This window comes from Microbispora sp. CL1-1 (genome assembly GCF_012034195.1).
Taxonomy (GTDB): domain Bacteria; phylum Actinomycetota; class Actinomycetes; order Streptosporangiales; family Streptosporangiaceae; genus Microbispora.
Window position 1 is genome coordinate 22,291 of the sequence record NZ_JAATEK010000019.1, and the last position, 17,348, is coordinate 39,638.

Consider the following 17,348-nt stretch of genomic DNA (forward strand, 5'->3'; position numbering starts at 1 on the left):
AATCGGCCGCATCATGTTCACGATCGGAGACTTCGCCAGGCACGGCCGCGTGTCGGTCCGCATGCTGCGCCACTACGACGCGATCGGGCTGCTCCGCCCGGCCCACGTCGATCCCGCGAGCGGCTACCGCTTCTACGAGGCGGGCCAGCTCGCCCGCCTCAACCGGATCATCGCGCTCAAGGACCTGGGTTTCACCCTCGGTCAGGTGCAGGAGATCCTGGACGAGCAGGTGAGCGCCGGGGAACTGCGCGGGATGCTGCGGCTGCGGCAGGCCGAGCTGGAGGCGGCGATGGCCGCCGCGGCGGCCCGGCTGGCCCAGGTCGAGGCGAGGTTCCGGACGATCGAAAGTGAGGGACACATGAGCACCGACGACGTGGTGGTCAAGCGCATCCCCGCTGTCCGGGTGGCCGAGCTCGGCGCCGTGGCGCGCAGCTACGAGCCCGAGGACATCGGCCCGGTGGTCGGCCCGCTGTTCCAGGAGCTGTGCCGCAGGCTGGACGAGGCCGGGGTGACCCCGGTGGGGCCGGGGATCGCCTACTACGAGGACGCCCCGGGCGGCGACGGGATCCTCGCGCACGTGGCGCTGCCGGTCGCGGTCGCGTCCGGAGACGGTCAGGACTTCGCGGTCGTGGACCTGCCCGCGATCGAGCGGGCGGCCACGATCGTGCACCGCGGGCCGATGGACGACGTCCTCCCGACCTCGCAGACGCTGGCCCGGTGGATCGCCGACGGCGGTGAGCGCTCCGCCGGGTACGCCAGAGAGCTCTACCTGGAGTGCCCCGACGACCCCGCCGGCTGGGTGACCGAACTCCAGGAGCCGCTCGCCTCGTAGCAGCGCGCCGTCCACCGGCGCTCACCGGCTGGAACGAGCGGCACGGACGGTTCCTTCCGGCGCAGTTACCGATGCGGCAGCTCGCCGAGGCGGTGGGCGAACGGCCGGCGCTGCGCGGCGGCCGTACGGCGGGGCCGCGGCATCGGTCGCTGCGGGCGGTGATCGAGTGGAGCCGGGACCCGCCCGCAGGCAAGCCCATAGGCGTACCGAACCGAGGTTCCAGGGCCGGGGCGTCGCGGACGAGGTCCGCGACGCCCCGGCGTGAGGACCCCCGGGGTCACGCCACCTCTTCCGGTGCGGCCGTCCGGGGACTCGTGGCCTCGTCGCCGTGCACCGGCGTCGCCGCCCGGCTCGCCCTCGTACGGGCCGGGAGGACGACGGCGGGGACGACCGCCACGACGGCGATGCCGATCGCCCACCAGAACGCGCCGTGAAAGGCGGCCGCGGCGCCGTCGCCGAGGAGCGACTGCAGGGCGACGGCGACCACGGCGGTGCCGAACGACGCTCCCACCTGCTGGGCGATGCGGGTGTTCATGGTGGCGTGCGGAATGTCCGTCGGCCGGATGTCCTGGTAGGCGACGGACATCGGCGGGATCAGCACCACCCCGGTCCCCAGGCCGCGGACCAGCAGCACTGCTCCCAGCCACCACAGGCTCGTGTCCGGCCCCGCGAGCGCGAAGGGGACGGTGGCGACGGCGGTGAGCAGAAAGCCGCCGATCGTCACGGCGCGTGCCCCGAACCGGTCGGCCAGCCCGCCGACCACGAAGCGCGAGGCGAGCGCGCCGACACCCTGCGGGATCAGCAGCAGCCCGGCGTCGAGCACGCTGTCGCCCCGAAGCTGCTGGTAGTACAGCGGCAGCAGGAACATGCCGGCGTACATCGCCGCGCCGGCGGTGAACAGAACCGCGGAGGCGCTGCCGAGCGAGCGGACGCGCAGCAGCCGGACGTCGACGATCGGCTCGCGCTCGCCGGGCCGCGCCGCCCACGCGACGAACGCGGCCAGCAGGACGACCCCGGCGACCAGCGGCGCCAGCACCCCGGCGTGGCCGATCCCGCCCTCCCTGGAGAGCTGCGAGAGGCCGAGGAGGATCCCCGCCAGCGCCGGTGCGAGCAGCGCCAGACCGGTCCAGTCCAGGCGCCCGCGCCCGGACGTGGCGCCGGGGCGGTCGGCGGGCAGGAACCGCCACGCCAGCAGCAGCCCGGCGGCGATCACGGGCACGTTGATGAGGAACAGCCAGCGCCAGCTCAGCCAGTCGAGGATCACCCCGCCGATCACCGGGCCGAGGATCGGGCCGAGCGCGATCGGCAGGCTGACGGTCGCCATCAGCCGGCTGTCGACCTGTCCGCCTGCGGCCCTCACCGCGAGCGTCTGCATCAGCGGGAAGATCAGCCCGGCGCCGAAGCCCTGCAGTACCCGGAAGCCGATCAGGCTCGCGCCGTTCCACGCCGCCGCGCACAGCACCGAGGCGAGCACGAACAGCACCAGCGCGGCCATCCAGACCCGCTTGCCGCCCCAGCGGCGCTCCGCCCACCCGGTGACCGGGATCGCGACGGCCACCGCCAGCAGGAATCCGGTGGTGACCCACTGGATCGTGCCGGTGGTCGTGTGCAGCTTCACCACCAATGTGTGGATCGCCAGCGTCACCATCGTGGAGTCGAGGATCGCCGCGATCCCGCCCACGAGCAGCGCGATCAGCGCCTTCTTCACCTGCGGCGACAGCTTCGCCTCAGTGGTCTCCGTCATCGTCTCGCTCTCAAATAAGAGTGGAATCCATCTCTTAGGAGAGTAGGACGTGTTGATAGGGAATGCAATCCTTCCTTATGATGGAGCCGTGACCACATCTGCCGCCGCGCCTGCCGCCGCGCCTGCCGCCGCGTCTGCTCCGCGACGCCGACGCGGGCCCGCGCTGGAGGCCGCGCTGCTGGACGCGGCCTGGGACGAGCTGGTCGAGACCGGCTTCGCGAAACTGACCATGGAGTCCGTCGCCGCCCGCGCCGGCACCGGCATCGCGGTGCTGTACCGCCGCTGGGCCAACAAGGACGAGCTCGTGCTCGCCGCGCTCGAGCACTACCGGAGCAGGCACCCGATCGAGCTCCCCGACACCGGGACCCTGCGCGGCGATCTCCTCGCCGCGCTCACCGGCATGGGGGAGACCCGCGCCGCCTTCTTCGCCGTCACCGCGGCGGCCGCCTTCTCGGGGCTGCTGGCCGGCACCGGGCTCACCCCGTCCCAGGTGCGCGACCGGATCATCGGCGACCAGCGGCTACCGCGCGTCCAGGCCATCTACCAGCGCGCCCACGACCGCGGCGAGATCGATCTGGAGCGGATCCCGCCCGCGGTGCTCGCCATGCCGTTCGACCTGGTGCGCCACGACCTGCTCATGAACCTGAAACCCGTGCCGCCCGCCCGCATCCGGTCGATCGTCGACGAGCTCTTCCTCCCCCTCGTCAGCGGGCGGGCCACCTGACGCGGGCGGCCGTACGGCGGGTCAGACCCAGCCGGGCTTGACCAGGCCCGACTCGTACGCGATGACGACGAGCTGGGCGCGGTCGCGCGCGTGCAGCTTGGTCATCGTGCGGCTCACGTGGGTCTTGGCGGTCGCCGGGGACATGTAGAGCCGGGCGGCGATCTCGTCGTTCGTCATGCCGGTGCCCACGAGCGCGAGCACCTCCCGCTCCCGCTCGGTGAGCGGGTCGAGGCGGGTCGCGATGGCGGGCTCCTTGGCGCGGGCGACATACTCGGCGATGAGCCGACGTGTCACGCCGGGCGACAGCAGCGCGTCGCCGGAGGCCACCACCCGCACGGCCTGGATCAGCTCGGCAGGCTCGGTGTCCTTGACCAGGAAGCCGCTCGCGCCGCCGCGCAGGGCCTCGAAGACGTACTCGTCCAGCTCGAACGTGGTGAGCATGACGATCTTCACGTCGGAGAGGGCGGGGTCGTCGCCGATGCGGCGGGTGGCCGTCAGGCCGTCGGTGCCGGGCATGCGGATGTCCATCAGCACCACGTCGGGACGCAGCTCGCGGCTGAGCCGGACGGCCTGCTCGCCGTCGCCCGCCTCGCCGACGACGGTCATGCCCTCCTGGGCGTCGAGCAGGGCCCGGAACCCGGCCCGCACCAGCGCCTGGTCGTCGGCGAGCAGGACGCGTATCACTTCGGCTCCTTCTGGTCGGCGGATGGGGGAAGGGGGAGACGGGCCTCGACGCGGAAGCCGCCGCCGGGCCGGGGGCCCGCCGCGAGCGACCCGCCGAGCGCCGCGGCCCGTTCGCGCATGCCGGGGATGCCGTTGCCGCCGCCGAGGCCCGCCTCGGCCCGCGCCGTCCCCGCGCCGTCGTCCTCGATCACCACGGTCAGCTCCTCCGGCGCGTACGCCACGCGTACGGTCACCCGCGAGCCGGGCGCGTGCCGCGAGACGTTGGTCAACGACTCCTGCACGATCCGGTAGCCGGCCCGGTCGATGCCGGCGGGCAGCGGACGCTCCTGCCCGGTGACCTCCAGATCGACCGGCAGGCCGCTGCGCTCGATGAGGTCGGCCAGGTTGGCCATCCCCGCCGTGGGGGAGCGCGGCGCGCCCTCCCTGAGCAGGCTCAGCACGCCGCGCATCTCGGTCAGCACGTCCTTGGACGCCTGCTTGATCGTGGCCAGGGCGGTGCGGGCCTGCTCGGGGTGGTCGTCCAGGATGTGCAGGGCGGTGGACGCCTGCACGTGGATCAGCGAGATGTTGTGGGCGAGCACGTCGTGCAGCTCCTGGGCCATGGTGAGCCGTTCCTCGCTCGCCTGCCGCCGGGCCGCCTCCCGCGCCATCCGCTGACGTTCGGCGAGGCGCTCGCGGCGCATCCGGTAGAACTCCGCGACGGTGAGCGTGAGCAGCAGGTAGGCCGCGACCGCGGTGTGGTGGAAGAGGCTCGCCCGATGGGGGATGAGCCAGGTGGCGTAGGCGACCACGAACAGGAAGAACGCCCCTGCCGACAGCCACGCCGCGCGGCGGTGCCCCGACACCACCGCGTTGCAGATCACGATGATCGGGCTGAGGAACACCGGTCCGTACGCGAAGTCGGACAGCATGTAGACCGAGGTGGCCGTGAGCGTGACGACCAGCACGGCGACCGGGGCGCGGCGGCGCAGCGCGATCGCGATCGGCCCGACCAGCAGCAGCCCGAAGCCCCACCAGGTCAGCGGCACCCGTCCGAGATCCGGGTTTCGCAACTGCCCATACTGGGCGCCGATCGACAGGAACACCTGAAGGATCCCCACGATGATCGGCAGAACGGGATCGATGCGGTGAAACACGGCGGAGCGCACACCCGCACGCTAGGCCATCACCCCTGGTCACCGCATCCGCCCCGCGCGGCAGTCCGCCGTACGCCGCAAGGAGTAGCGGGCTTCCCTCCGCCGCAGGCCGGGCCGCTCCGGCTGGACCCGCGTCCTGCAGGCGTCCGAAAGCGGACATTCCCGCAGCCTTTTTGACTGTCGTGAGTCATGCTGGAGTGATCGGTCACGTCTGATGGAGGTGCCGGGGCATGAGAAGCGTCGTCGTCGCGTCGCTGGGACTGGTCACGTTCGCGGGCTTCCTCGCGCCGCCCGTCCACGCTTCACCGGCCGCGAAAGAGGTCAAGCGGCCGGTCGCGGAGGGGTACGGCGGGGCGGTGGCCACCGTGGACCTCGACGCGAGCAAGGCCGCGCTCTCGGTGCTGCGCCAGGGCGGTAACGCGATGGACGCGGCGGTGGCGGGCGCCGCGGCGCTGGGCGTGACCGAGCCCTACTCTGCGGGGCTGGCCGGGGGCGGCTTCATCGTCTACTACGACGCGCGCAAGCGGAAGGTGACCACGATCGACGGGCGCGAGGCCGCGCCGAGGGCGATGACCTCGACGGCGTTCGAGGGCATCCCGTTCGACGAGGCCGTCACGAGCGGGCTGTCGGTCGGCGTCCCTGGCAGCGTGGCGCAGTGGGACCTGGCGCTGCGCCGTTACGGCACGATGCCGCTGCGCCAGGTGCTGCGCCCCGCGATCGAGATCGCCGAGAAGGGCTTCGTCGTCGACCAGACGTTCCACGACCAGACGGAGCAGAACGCCGCCCGCTTCGCCGACTTCACCTCGACCGCCTCGCTCTACCTGCCGGGCGGGCAGCCGCCGCCGGTCGGCTCGGTCTTCCGCAACCGCGACCTCGCGCGCACCTACCGTGAGCTGGGCGTCCGCGGCCCCGACTGGCTGTACGGCGGCGAGCTCGGCCGCGAGATCGTCGCCACCGTGAAGAAGCCGCCGGTGCGCAAGGGAGCCACCCGGAACGTCAGGACCGGCCTGATGGAGGTCTCCGACCTCAGGGCCTACCGGGCGCTCGAACGGCCGCCCACCAAGGTCACGTACAAGGGCCTCGACGTGTACGGCATGGCGCCGCCGTCGTCCGGCGGATCCACGGTGGGGGAGGCGCTGAAGATCCTTGAGGCACTCCCGAAGGTCGGCCTGCACGAATACCTGGAGGCGTCCCGGCTCGCCTTCGCCGACCGCAACGCCTACGTCGGCGACCCGGCGTACGTGAACGTGCCGCTGGACCGGCTGCTGTCCGACGGCTTCGCCAAGGAGCGCGCCTGCCTGATCGGCCCGCGGGCGATGGCCCACCCCGCCGCGCCCGGTTCGCCCGACGGCTCCTACGGACCATGCCCCTCGGGGGCTGCGGAAGGTTCGGTCCCAGAGGAGAAGAAGGAGGGGCCGGAGACCACCCATCTCGTGGTGACCGACCGCTGGGGCGACGTGGCCGCCTACAACATCACGATCGAGCAGACCGGCGGCAGCGGGATCGTGGTGCCGGGCCGCGGCATCCTGCTCAACAACGAGCTGACCGACTTCACCTTCGGCCCGGCGCCGGGCGACCCCAACCTGCCCGCTCCCGGCAAGCGCCCGAGGTCGTCGATGGCCCCGACCATCGTGCTCAAGAACGGAAAGCCGCTGCTCGCCGTCGGCTCGCCCGGCGGTTCGACGATCATCACGACCGTGCTGCAGATCCTGCTGAACCGGCTCGACTTCGGCATGTCGCTCCCGGAGGCCGTGGCCGCTCCGCGCGCCTCGCAGCGCAACACCGCCGCCACCCAGGCCGAGCCCGCGTTCGCCGACCGGTACGGCGCGGAGCTGACCGCGCTCGGTCACACGCTGACGGACGTCCCCGGCCCGCCGGTGGGTGAGATCGGCGCGGCGACCGGCCTGGAGTTCCTGCGCGACGGCCGCGTCCAGGCGGTCGCCGAGCCGGGCAGGCGCGGCGGAGGCAGCGCCCTCGTGGTCAGCCCGCGGCGCTGAGCCGGGTCAGCGCGGGGCCCGGTCAGCGCCGGGCCGGGTCAGCGCTGGGCCGGGTCGGTACGGGGCCTGGTCAGCACCTTGCGCCGATGAGCTCGTAGGCCTCCGGCTTCACCTTCCGGGTGCGTGCCCAGTATTCGAAGGTGAAGCCTGGCCACAGCGCGCGGTTCCTGCCGTGCTCGTCGAGATACCAGCTCGTGCAGCCGCCCTCGTTCCACACCAGCCGATCGAGCCGCCGCTGGAGGCGGTCGTTGAAGGCCCGCTGCGCCGCCGGCCGTACGTCGAGGGCTCTGGCCTTGGTCTTCGACAGCAGCCGCAGGCAGTCCATGACATAGCGCACCTGTGACTCGATCATGAAGACCACCGAGGAGTGCCCGAGACCGGTGTTGGGGCCGAGCAGGAAGAACAGGTTGGGGAAACCCGTGGTCGTGATCCCGTAGTAGGCCTCGACGCCGTCACTCCACGCGTCCTGGATCTTGACGCCGTTCCTGCCGACGATGTGCTGCTCGTTGAGCGCGTCGACCACCTTGAAGCCGGTGCCCCACACGATCATGTCGACCTCGTGCTCGCGCCCCGCGGCGTCCACGATCGACCGCTGCCTGATCTCGGTGATGCTGTCGGTGACCAGCTCGACGTTGTCCCTGGTCAGCGCGGGATAGTAGTCGTTGGACAGCAGGATCCGCTTGCAGCCGATGGTGTAGTCGGGCGTCAGCTTCGCGCGCAGCCCGGGGTCGGGCACCTGCCGGGCCAGATGGCGCTCGGCCATGGCCTGGTGGACCTTCATCAGCCGAGGGTCGATCGTGAAGCCCACGGCCCGGGTCTCCAGCAGCCAATAGACGGCGTCGCGCAGCAGCCGGGCGCCGCCGGGCGCCTCCATGGCCCGCTTCAGCCGTCCGTCGATCGGCAGGTCGGGCTTGGGCTGGATCCACGGCGGGGTGCGCTGGAAGACGGTGAGCCGGCTCGCCTGCTCCGCGAGGACCGGGACGAACTGGACCGCCGACGCGCCGGTGCCGACGACCGCGACGCGCTTGCCGGCCGGGTCCGCGGAGTGGTCCCACCGGGCGGAGTGGAAGGCCGTGCCGGTGAAGCGCTCACGGCCGGGGATCTCGGGGTACGACGGCACGTGCAGGGCCCCGACGCCGGAGACGACGGCGTTGGTCTCGAAGGTCTCCCCGTCGCCTGTCGACACCCGCCACAGGGCCCGCTCGTCGTCGTACTCCAGCCCGCAGACCTCCTTGCCGAACCGCAGGTGGGGCTCCAGGCCGTACTTCCGGGCGCAGGCCCGCAGGTAGTCCCAGATCTCCTCCTGTGGAGAGAACAGCCGTGACCAGCCGGGGTTGAGCTCGAACGAGAAGGAGTACAGCGGCGAGGGGACGTCGCAGGCGCAGCCGGGATAGCTGTTGTCCCGCCAGGTGCCGCCGAGCTCGCCCGCCTTCTCCAGGATCACGAAGTCGTGATAGCCGGCTTCCTTGAGCTTGATGGCCATGCACAGCCCGGCGAACCCGGAACCGATGATCGTGACGCCCGGACTGGGCATGCGACCTCCCCGTCCTATTAGAAGATTTGTCCAATCTATTCCCGGGGGTGGGCCGGGTCCAGGGTCCGGCGCGTACGGCCCGAGCGGCAGGGGAGCGACGTGTCGTCGTGGACGCGTCGGCGGGCATGACAAAGCCGCCGACGGGCGCGGACGTCGGCGGCTGGTACAGGTATGTCAGCGCACCAGGAGGTACGCCACCACGGCGAGGATCACAACGAGCGCCGCACCGACGGCGATCCAAATCGGCAGGCGCGACGGCTGCTCCTTCGAGGCCTCCACGTCCTGCTGCTGCGCGAACGCCCGGAAAGCCTGCGTGTTTCCGGCCGGGTCGATCTGAGGGTCGGACATGGGCAAGACTCTAGCGACACATGGTGTGTCGTGGCCGCGATTTGTCGGATTTTGCCCTCTCCTGGTGGTCACTTGAGGAAGGGCAGAACTCATGCTCCGGCGGAGGCGGGAAACGGCGGCGTACCGGCCTACGGGCGGGGTGGCACCCGCGCCGCGCCGACTGCCGCCGCGCGAACCCGTGCGGGCCGCCGCGTGGAAGGCGCATGACCCGGTGCCGCCGTGCCGAGACGTCACCGGGCTGACCCATCCGGGCCGCCGGGTGGAACCCGCATGAACCCCTGCCGAGTTCGTCGTGACGTCACCGGGCTGACCCGTGCGGGCCGCCGCGTGGAAGGCGCATGACCCCGTGCTGCGGTGCCGAGACGTCACCGCCCCGGCCGGGCGCCGGCGTCCTTCTGGGCCGGAGCGAATACCGGACCGGTGCGGGCGGCGGATAGCGTTGTATTCATGCTCCGCACCCTCCTGGCTCCCCGGCTGGTGGCCCTGCACCTGCTGGTCATCGGGGTGCTCGTGTCCTTCACCTTCCTCGGCCGCTGGCAGCTCGGCGTCTTCGAGGCGTCGGGCGCCCCGAAGCGGGCCCCCGACCCCGCGCCCGTGGCCGTCACCGAGCTGGCGCAGGTGGGGCAGCACGTGAACGGCACCGCGATCAGCCGCAGGGTGACCGCCACGGGGACCTACGACGCCGCGCACCAGTTGCTGGTGGCCGACCGGGTCGCCGACGTGGCCGCCCCCGGCGGCCGGGCGGCCCAGGGGGACGGATTCTGGCTGCTCACGCCACTGCGGCTCGCGGACGGCACGGTCGTCCCCGTCGTACGCGGCTGGGTCGCCAGGGCGGACGACCCCGCCGCGGCCGTGCCCGAGGGCACCGTGACCGTGACCGGGCGGCTACGGCCGGCCGAGCAGACCGACGACGTCATGCGCAGCGGCAACCTGCCGGCCGGACAGGTCGCGACGGTGTCGACGGCGGAGCTGATCAACCTGTGGCCGGACGCGCAGGTGCGGGACGGTTTCGTCGTCGCGACCGCGCAGGAGCCGCCGACCCGCGTCACGCCGGTGGCCGTGTCGCCGCCGACCCTTGGCAGTGGGTTCAACTGGCGCAACCTGGCCTATGCCCTCCAGTGGTGGATCTTCGCGCTGTTCGCCGTCTACATGTGGTTCCACTTCGTCCGTGACGCCCTGCGCGGGCGGCGGGAACGCGAACAGGAACCAGAGCGGGCGCCGGGTGAACCGGGGCCGTTAGAGCCGCAGCCGTCCGAGTCTCAGTTATCAGAGCCGCAGTCATCCGGGCTCCAGCCGCCCGAGCCCCGGTCGCCCGAGCCCCGGTCGTCCGAGCCCGCCGCGCACGTGGAGGCCTGAGCGGCCCTGGAGCCGGGACCACCGGGTGGCCCGGATATCGTGGTGTGACCGTTTCCCCAGCAGAGGTAATGATCGACGTGGAATCCGCGCTCAATTTCTACCGCGTCATGGCCTACATCGTCGGCGTGATGCTGCTCGTGCTGTGTGCCGCCATGGTCGTCAAGTACGGGTTCGACAGCGACACGATGGTCGCGGTGGTCGGGCCGATCCACGGCTTCCTCTACATGATCTATCTGGTGGCCGCGATCAACCTGGGCCTGATCAAGGCCCGCTGGTCGGTCGGCTATCTGCTGCTGGTGCTCATCGCGGGCACGATCCCGTTCCTGTCCTTCGTGATGGAGCGCAGCGTCACCGAGCGGGCGCGCAGGAGGATCGCCACCGCTTCGTGAGCGAAGTGGAACGGCCGGGTCGCGAAACGCGACCCGGCCGTACCTTTTGTTGTGTCGTGTCTGTGGTTGTGCTCGGGGGCCTCAGCGGCCGATCTGACGGCGGCGGATGCGCCGCAGCCGCGCCCGCTGCGACTCGTCCAGCATGAAGTAGGCGACGACCGGCGCACCCAGCGCGCCGATGGTGATCAGCCAGGCGAGGAGCGACGGCACCGGAAGGATGAAGACCAGCACGGCCACCACCGCCGCGCCCACGTAGTACTTGCCCAGTGGCGACATCGTCAGGCCTTTCGTGTCGGGTCTCGCGCGGGGCGAAGTCCCGCGTCGCCTGGAGAACGTCCGGAGCCCCGGCCGAGTTCCGCGAACGCCCGCGGGAAGCCGGCGCCGATCCCGCCCGATCCCGCTCGATCCGCGTCTGACCCGCCCGACCCCGCGCTGCCCCCGGGGCCTGACCCCGCTCGATCCGCGCCTGACCCCGGGGCCTACCCCCTCCCGATCCCGCGCTGACCCCCCGGGCCTGACCCCGCTCGATCCGCGCCTGACTCCGGCCCGACCCGGGACCTACCCCGCCCGACCCCGGGGCCTACCCCCTCCTGATCCCGCGCTGACCCGGCCCTATACCGGCCTGATCCCGGCCTGATTCCGGTTTGGTCCCAGCCGGTGCGCGTCCACGCAGCGGCGCCGCGGTGCCGGGGAGACGAGTGATCGTCTCCCGTCCGGCTCCGCGGCGCCGCGCACACTGCCCGGTCGTCCGGCATGGGCCGCGCTCCCGATTCGACGGGACGGAGTCCGTTCCCGTACTGCGGCCCGGCCGGAGGCCCTTGATCGGGGACTCCCGGCTGGAGACCCCTGACCGGAGACTCAGCCTTCGCCGGACTCCGACTTGCCCATCGCCTTGCGGATCAGGTCACGGGCACGATCCATGATCGCGACCGGTGGACCAAGCAGGACGTTCTCCATCGCCGACTCGACCCCGGGGTGCGGGTGGGTGGGAGCCATCGCCTCGGCCGCCTTGACCCCCACGGCCATCGCCTTGCGCTCGGCCTCGGACGTGCTCGCCTTGAGCTCGGAGAACTCGTAGCGCTCCTCGGCGGCGGCGTGGGCGAACACGGCGGCCCGCAGCCTCTCCAGCTCCTGGGAGAACTCCGCCGTCGTCACGTCCATGTCGTCGAGGCGGCTGAGCATCTCCTTCGCCTCTTCCTCCTCCTGGAGGCGGTTGTCCACGATCGTGTCGCCGTCGACCAGCTTGCGCCGTGCATACGGGTGGACGATCTCCTCCTCCGCCGTCTCGTGGACGGCGAGCAGGCGAACCAGGCGGCTGAACGCCTCCTTGCGCTCCTCCCCCTGGCCTCTGTCGACCTCGTCGAACAGCTCCCGGATGAGGACGTGCTGCTGTGTCAGGAGATCGATCACGTCGTTCTCCCGCATGGTCTCCGGCCTTGACTGGCGGTCCATTAGCGCCTCCTTTCTGGTCATATCCGGGCTACCCGTAACCTGAGGGCGAAACCCCTGACCAGTGGATTCGGCTCATCGAAGCGATGCTGCGGCCCGCAGCCCTTGTTGTGGCGGGCACGGACGGCCCGTCATGCACGGGATGCACGGGATCTGCACATTTCCGGACGGAGACTCTGCACAGAGGGCATCTACGCTTCCCTCCATGGCTACCCCTCAGCAACGCCGCATCCTCGTGGTCGAGGACGACGCCACCATCGCGAACGCCGTACGGCTCCGGCTCGTGGCGGAGGGTTTCGACGTACGCGTCGCGAGTGACGGCGAGGGGGCGCTCGCGGCCTATGCGAAGGCGGAGCCGGACCTCGTCGTCCTCGACCGGCTGCTGCCGGGCCTGGACGGGCTCGAAGTGTGCCGCAGGATGCAGGCCGCCCGCCCGGTGCCGGTGCTCATGCTGACCGCGCTCGGCGAGGAGACGGATGTCCTTGTCGGCCTGGGCGTGGGGGCCGACGACTACATCACCAAACCGTTCAGCATGCGGGAGCTCGTCGCGCGGATCCACGCCCTGCTGCGGCGGGTGGAGCGGGCCAGCCTGCTGGCCCACGAGGACGCGGTGATCCGGGTCGGCGACGTCGAGATCAACACGGCCGAGCGCCGCGTGTTCGTCCGCGGGGCCGAGGCCCAGCTCACCCGGACCGAGTTCGACCTGCTGCGGCGTCTCGCCGAGCGGCCCGGTCAGGTCTTCGAACGCGAACGGCTGCTGTCGGACATCTGGGGCTTCTCCGAGGCAGCCGCGACCCGGACCGTGGACAGCCACGTCCGCGCGCTGCGCCGCAAGCTCGGCCCGGAGGTCGTCCGCACCGTCCACGGCGTGGGATACGCGCTCGTCCGTCCATGACGTTTCAGCAGGGAGAGCCAGGCAATTGAGGCCGCTCGACTTCCTCGGCCGGATCAAGGTCAAGCTCGGCATCGTGATCGTGCTCGCCGTGGTCGCGGCGTTCGTCGTCAACGAGGTCGGCATCAACTCCGGCATGTCCCGGGACCTGCGGATCGCGATCGCCGTCGTGCTCGCGATGATCATGGTGCAGCTCCTCGCCCACGGCATGACCCGGCCGCTGCGCGAGATGGCCGCGGCCGCGCAGACGATCGCCAAGGGCCGCTACGGCCTGCGCGTCAGCGCGACCTCCCGCGACGAGGTGGGAGAGCTGGCGCGGGCCTTCAACGCCATGGCGTCCGACCTCGCCGAGGTCGATCGCCAGCGGCGTGAACTGGTGGCCAACGTCAGCCACGAGCTGCGTACGCCGATCACCGGCCTGCAGGCCGTGCTGGAGAACATCGTGGACGGCGTCACGCCGCCCGACCTCGACACCCTGGGTACGGCCCTCGCCCAGACGCAGCGGCTCGGCCGCCTGGTGGCCCAGCTTCTCGACCTGTCGCGGCTCGACTCGGGGGCCCGGCTGATCGAGCCGGAGGAGCTGGACCTGGCGTCGTTGTGCCGTCAGGCCGTCTCTGAGGCGACTCTCGCGCGTGACGACGTCACGGTGGTGAGCGCGGTCAGGCCGGGGACGGTGCTGTCCGCCGACGCGGCCCTGCTCGCTCAGGTGCTGGCCAACCTGCTCGACAACGCCGTACGGCACAGCCCGCCCGGCGGCATGGTCCGGGTGGAGGCGCGGCCGGCCGGGGCGAACCTGGAGATCAGCGTGACCGACGACGGTCCCGGCATCCCGCAGGCGGAGCGGGCCCGGGTGTTCGAGCGCTTCTCGCGGCTCGACGCCGGACGGGCCGCCGACGCGGGCGGGGCGGGGCTGGGGCTCGCCATCGCCAAGGAGATCGTCGAGTTACACGGCGGGTCGATCTCGGTGTCCGACCCGGTCCCGGCCGCGAGGCGGACCGGGAGGATCGAGGGGACCGAGTTGAGAGGCGGGGGCACGGCCCCTGGGTGCCGGATGGTCGTCGTGCTGCCGCATCGCTCGGAGCCCGCTGCGGCGGAGAGCACGGACGGACTCGTCCGCGCCGGAAGGGGAGACATGGATGTCCACATGCCGGGCGCGGGCCGCGCCGAAGGCAGGCCCGGCGAGCAGGGCCCATTCGGAGGCGAGACCGATCTGATCGATTGCACTCTCGCCCCCGCAGTGAGCGCGGAGAAGACCGCTGATGAGGTCGTGCGCGTAGCGGAGGCACGGGGCGAGGACGCACTGGTGGGGCGGACGCGGCTAGAGGACGCACTGGTGGGGGAGGCGCGGGGCGAGGGTGCGGGGGCGTCCTCGCCCGCGACCCCGGCCGGGACCTCGCCCGCGAGCCAGGCCGGGGATGAGCGAGCGGAGGCCGGGCACGGGGAGGGATCGGAGCCCCCCAGCCCGGATTCCCGCACTCTGGAGCCCCACAGCGTGGAGCCTCACAGCCTGGAGCCCCTCCGGCCGGCATTCCTTCACGAGGTCTCGGCTTCATCGCAGACCGAGACTCCGACAGGCGGCCACCCCCAGAGCGGGGACCACGGCGGCTTTCCGGACAGCGCCGGTGCCCTGGGCGACAGCGGGTACCGCAGTGAGTCGTTGCGGTCTGGCTTCGTTCATGCGCGGGCGGGTCAGCCGGGTGCGGCGGCGCAGGACGTGGGTGTGCGCGAGGGGGGTGCGCAGGACGCCGGGGTTCTGGGCGATGGCGAGGAGCGCAGTGAGTCGTTGCGGTCTGGCTTCGTTCATGCGCGGGCGGGCCAGCCGGGCGCGGCGGCGGAGGACATGGGCGCGCACGACGGGGGCGCGCACCCCGAAGGTCCGCAGGGCGTGGGTGTGCAGGGCGTGGGTGCGCAGGGCGTGGGTGCGCAGGATGGGGGTGTAGCCTCACGGCCGCTCGCCGCACACGTACCCGCGTCACCCATGCCCGCGTCACCCATGCCCGCGTCACCCATGCCCGCGTCACACGCGCCTGTCTCGCACATGCTCGCCTCGGACGTGTCCTCCCCACATGCGCCCGCGTCGCATATGGCCTCGCATATGCCCGCACCGCATGTGCCCGCACCGCATGTGCCCGCACCGCATGTGCCCGCCTCGCGGCCTGGCGCCGTCCATGACCCCGCTGGGCAGCTGGCGCGGGCGGCGCTGGGGGCGGGCCTTGGCATGATCGCCGGATTCCTCACCGGGATGGTCGTCTCGGTCATCCTCGGCTTGGGCGTCGTGGTGGTGCTGCTGTTCGCCATCGGCGGTGCGATCGCGGGAGCGACACGCGGGTCGTCATCGGCTCATCGAGCCGCGCCGCCGCCCTGGCAGGGCGCAGCGCCAACACTCGGGCCAACGCTCGGGCCAACGCCCGGGCCAACGCCTGCGCCGCCACCCGGACCGTCATCCGCGTCGTCACCGGTGCTGTCGCCCACGCCATCACCTGGGCCGACACCTGGGCCGACACTTGGGCCGACAGATGCGCCGTCACCTGGGCCGGTCGCTCGTATGAGCGCCGCCCAGGCCGCGGCACGGGGTGTGAGCGCCTCCCCGTCGCCCGCCCCAGGCGCGCAGAACCCAGGCACGCAGAACCCGGGCACGCAGAACCCGGGCACGCAGAACCCGGGCACGCAGAACCCGGGCACGCTGGGGCTGGGCACGCCCGGACCACAGGGGCCGGGGCGATACCCGCCGCCGCCCGCGTACGTGCCGCCGCCGCTGTTCCCGCGGCCGGAACTGCCGGACGCGCCCCGGTGGCTGCCGCCGGCCGCCGCGGCGACGGGCCTGGTGGCCGCCGTCTCCCTGCCGGACGCGGCGCCCGGGCTGGGCTTCGCGCTGACGGCGGTCGCGATGGGCGCCGCGGCGTTCCCCGCGGTGCTGCCGCTCCGTCGTGGCCGGATCACGCCGTGGACGGTGGCCTTCGGCTGCCTGGCGTACGCGCTGGTCTCCGTGGTGCTCTTCCGCGACGCCGACTGGCTGGTCGGGCCGGTGCTGCTGGCCGCGTTCGGAGTCGGGTCGCTCGCGGTGTCGGGCGGCGGACGGGGCTGGCTCGCGGTGATCAAGGGTGGGGTCTCGGTCGTGTTCGCGCTGCTGCCGCAGCCGTGGTTCCTGAGCGGGCCGATCCGGAGGCTGACCCGGCGCAGGATGCTGCCCACGCTGGTCAGCGCCCTCGTGACCATCGTCCTGCTGGCCGTCTTCGGCCTGCTGTTCGCCTCGGCCGACGCCGTCTTCTCGGCCTTCCTCAGCGACCTGCTGCGTACCCCTGACTGGGTCAGGAGCCTGCCCTACCGGGCCTTCGTGTTCTGCGTGTTCGCGGCGCTGGCCGCGGCGGCGGTGCTGGTGGGTTTGCGGCCGGTGGCCGAGCCCGCCGCGCCCGACCTGCGGATGTCCATCGGCCGCCAGGTGTGGATGATCCCGCTGATCGGGCTGAACCTGCTGTTCACGGCGTTCGTGACGGTGCAGATCACGGTGTTGTTCGGCGGGAGCCGCAGGGTGCTGACGACTGCGGGGCTCACCTACGCGCAGTATGCGAGGTCGGGCTTCTTCGAACTCGTCACGGTCAGCCTCTTCGTGCTCGGCATCGTGGCGGCCGCGGTCGCCCTGCTGCGCCGCGAGAGCCGGGCCGACCGCTGGCTGCTGGCCGTGCTGCTCGGCCTGCTGTGCGCGTTCACCCTCGTCATCCTCGCCTCGGCGCTGCACCGGCTCGGCCTCTACACCGACGCGTACGGCCTGTCGCGGCTGCGGGCCTCGGTGGAGGCGACGATCTGGTGGCTCGGCGCGGTGTTCGTGCTGGTCCTGGTGGTGGGGGCGGTCCGCCTGGCCGGCGGCGGCACGTCGTGGTTCTTCCGTGCGCTCGTGCTGCTCACCGGGGTGTCGCTGTTCGTGTTCGCGGTGTGGGACCCCGACGCGCGGGTGGCAGAGACCCAGCTGACGGTCCGGGGCGTGGAGCGGCTCGACCACGACTATCTGAGCGAGCTGGGGGCGGAGGCCGTGCCGATCCTCGACCGCCTGCCGGAGCCGGACCGCAGCTGCGTGCTGAGCGAAGTGGTGGCGGCCGACGAGCTGTGGAAGCCGGACCCCTGGAACGGCTGGAACCTCGCCCGCGCCCGCGCCCGCGAGGTGCTGGAGCGCAGGCCCGTCGTGCCGCCCGTCTCGCGGTCGCGTGACTGCCCCGGCCCTTCGCGCATGCCCGGTCCGTACGACTGATCCGTACGGCTGATCTAATC

The 17,348-nt window shown here is 72.1% G+C and carries 14 protein-coding genes; 7 read left to right on the top strand and 7 right to left on the bottom strand.

The window, feature by feature from the left end; translation table 11 throughout:
- Nucleotides 1-13: 13 nt before the first annotated feature.
- Nucleotides 14-832, top strand: coding sequence for a MerR family transcriptional regulator (locus tag HCK04_RS21995; protein ID WP_142649261.1), 819 nt, complete (start codon nucleotides 14-16; stop codon nucleotides 830-832).
- A gap of 277 nt (nucleotides 833-1,109) precedes the next feature.
- On the opposite strand, the gene HCK04_RS22000 is transcribed toward HCK04_RS21995, so the two are convergent.
- On the bottom strand, nucleotides 1,110-2,576 hold the full coding sequence (locus tag HCK04_RS22000; protein WP_142649262.1) for an MDR family MFS transporter: 1,467 nt from the start codon (nucleotides 2,574-2,576) through the stop codon (nucleotides 1,110-1,112).
- Nucleotides 2,577-2,664: 88 nt separating this feature from the next.
- On the opposite strand from HCK04_RS22000, the gene HCK04_RS22005 reads away from it, so the two are divergent.
- On the top strand, nucleotides 2,665-3,300 hold the full coding sequence (locus tag HCK04_RS22005) for a TetR/AcrR family transcriptional regulator (protein WP_142649263.1): 636 nt from the start codon (nucleotides 2,665-2,667) through the stop codon (nucleotides 3,298-3,300).
- 21 nt (nucleotides 3,301-3,321) lie between these two features.
- On the opposite strand, the gene HCK04_RS22010 is transcribed toward HCK04_RS22005, so the two are convergent.
- Nucleotides 3,322-3,984 (bottom strand): response regulator transcription factor, encoded by a 663-nt coding sequence (locus HCK04_RS22010; protein ID WP_142649264.1) that lies wholly within the window; start codon nucleotides 3,982-3,984, stop codon nucleotides 3,322-3,324.
- Nucleotides 3,981-5,132 carry a histidine kinase gene (locus HCK04_RS22015; RefSeq protein ID WP_260617368.1) on the bottom strand — a complete coding sequence of 384 codons (1,152 nt, stop codon included), beginning with the start codon at nucleotides 5,130-5,132 and terminating at the stop codon, nucleotides 3,981-3,983. Before HCK04_RS22015 ends, HCK04_RS22010 begins: the two co-directional genes overlap by 4 nt.
- A gap of 218 nt (nucleotides 5,133-5,350) precedes the next feature.
- On the opposite strand from HCK04_RS22015, the gene ggt reads away from it, so the two are divergent.
- Entirely contained in the window at nucleotides 5,351-7,117 is a 1,767-nt protein-coding gene (gene ggt, locus HCK04_RS22020; protein ID WP_142649265.1) for a gamma-glutamyltransferase, read from the top strand.
- A gap of 70 nt (nucleotides 7,118-7,187) precedes the next feature.
- Here ggt and HCK04_RS22025 read toward each other — a convergent pair whose 3' ends face one another.
- Both HCK04_RS22025 and HCK04_RS22030 read right to left on the bottom strand, forming a co-directional pair.
- The gene (locus HCK04_RS22025) at nucleotides 7,188-8,651 is read right to left on the bottom strand and encodes an NAD(P)/FAD-dependent oxidoreductase (protein WP_142649266.1); all 1,464 of its coding nucleotides are present in this window, start codon (nucleotides 8,649-8,651) and stop codon (nucleotides 7,188-7,190) included.
- A gap of 174 nt (nucleotides 8,652-8,825) precedes the next feature.
- Nucleotides 8,826-8,999, bottom strand: a complete 174-nt coding sequence (locus HCK04_RS22030; RefSeq protein WP_168066169.1) for a hypothetical protein — start codon at nucleotides 8,997-8,999, stop codon at nucleotides 8,826-8,828.
- Between the two features lie 447 nt (nucleotides 9,000-9,446).
- On the opposite strand from HCK04_RS22030, the gene HCK04_RS22035 reads away from it, so the two are divergent.
- Together HCK04_RS22035 and HCK04_RS22040 are read left to right on the top strand one after the other, a co-directional pair.
- Nucleotides 9,447-10,355 carry an SURF1 family protein gene (locus HCK04_RS22035; RefSeq protein ID WP_142649267.1) on the top strand — a complete coding sequence of 303 codons (909 nt, stop codon included), beginning with the start codon at nucleotides 9,447-9,449 and terminating at the stop codon, nucleotides 10,353-10,355.
- A gap of 68 nt (nucleotides 10,356-10,423) precedes the next feature.
- Nucleotides 10,424-10,744 (top strand): DUF3817 domain-containing protein, encoded by a 321-nt coding sequence (locus tag HCK04_RS22040; protein ID WP_142649268.1) that lies wholly within the window; start codon nucleotides 10,424-10,426, stop codon nucleotides 10,742-10,744.
- A gap of 81 nt (nucleotides 10,745-10,825) precedes the next feature.
- Here HCK04_RS22040 and HCK04_RS22045 read toward each other — a convergent pair whose 3' ends face one another.
- Both HCK04_RS22045 and HCK04_RS22050 read right to left on the bottom strand, forming a co-directional pair.
- Nucleotides 10,826-11,020, bottom strand: a complete 195-nt coding sequence (locus tag HCK04_RS22045) for a hypothetical protein (RefSeq protein WP_142649269.1) — start codon at nucleotides 11,018-11,020, stop codon at nucleotides 10,826-10,828.
- A 582-nt stretch (nucleotides 11,021-11,602) separates the two neighbouring features.
- On the bottom strand, nucleotides 11,603-12,196 hold the full coding sequence (locus tag HCK04_RS22050) for a hemerythrin domain-containing protein (RefSeq protein ID WP_240971675.1): 594 nt from the start codon (nucleotides 12,194-12,196) through the stop codon (nucleotides 11,603-11,605).
- A gap of 202 nt (nucleotides 12,197-12,398) precedes the next feature.
- Between HCK04_RS22050 and HCK04_RS22055 the strand changes: the two genes are divergently transcribed.
- Together HCK04_RS22055 and HCK04_RS42620 are read left to right on the top strand one after the other, a co-directional pair.
- Nucleotides 12,399-13,088: a response regulator transcription factor gene (locus HCK04_RS22055; protein ID WP_142649270.1), complete on the top strand. Its 690-nt coding sequence runs from the start codon at nucleotides 12,399-12,401 to the stop codon at nucleotides 13,086-13,088.
- A gap of 25 nt (nucleotides 13,089-13,113) precedes the next feature.
- Nucleotides 13,114-17,328 (top strand): DUF4153 domain-containing protein, encoded by a 4,215-nt coding sequence (locus tag HCK04_RS42620; protein ID WP_240971676.1) that lies wholly within the window; start codon nucleotides 13,114-13,116, stop codon nucleotides 17,326-17,328.
- Nucleotides 17,329-17,348: the final 20 nt, after the last annotated feature.

What these genes read in the sequence shown, in the direction of transcription:
- HCK04_RS22040 (WP_142649268.1), top strand. Translation starts at nt 10,424, where the DNA reads ATGATCGACGTGGAATCCGCGCTCAATTTCTACCGCGTCATGGCCTAC.
- HCK04_RS22050 (WP_240971675.1), bottom strand. Translation starts at nt 12,196, where the DNA reads ATGGACCGCCAGTCAAGGCCGGAGACCATGCGGGAGAACGACGTGATC.
- ggt (WP_142649265.1), top strand. Translation starts at nt 5,351, where the DNA reads ATGAGAAGCGTCGTCGTCGCGTCGCTGGGACTGGTCACGTTCGCGGGC.
- HCK04_RS22000 (WP_142649262.1), bottom strand. Translation starts at nt 2,576, where the DNA reads ATGACGGAGACCACTGAGGCGAAGCTGTCGCCGCAGGTGAAGAAGGCG.
- HCK04_RS22030 (WP_168066169.1), bottom strand. Translation starts at nt 8,999, where the DNA reads ATGTCCGACCCTCAGATCGACCCGGCCGGAAACACGCAGGCTTTCCGG.
- HCK04_RS22055 (WP_142649270.1), top strand. Translation starts at nt 12,399, where the DNA reads ATGGCTACCCCTCAGCAACGCCGCATCCTCGTGGTCGAGGACGACGCC.
- HCK04_RS21995 (WP_142649261.1), top strand. Translation starts at nt 14, where the DNA reads ATGTTCACGATCGGAGACTTCGCCAGGCACGGCCGCGTGTCGGTCCGC.
- HCK04_RS22025 (WP_142649266.1), bottom strand. Translation starts at nt 8,651, where the DNA reads ATGCCCAGTCCGGGCGTCACGATCATCGGTTCCGGGTTCGCCGGGCTG.
- HCK04_RS22035 (WP_142649267.1), top strand. Translation starts at nt 9,447, where the DNA reads ATGCTCCGCACCCTCCTGGCTCCCCGGCTGGTGGCCCTGCACCTGCTG.
- HCK04_RS22045 (WP_142649269.1), bottom strand. Translation starts at nt 11,020, where the DNA reads ATGTCGCCACTGGGCAAGTACTACGTGGGCGCGGCGGTGGTGGCCGTG.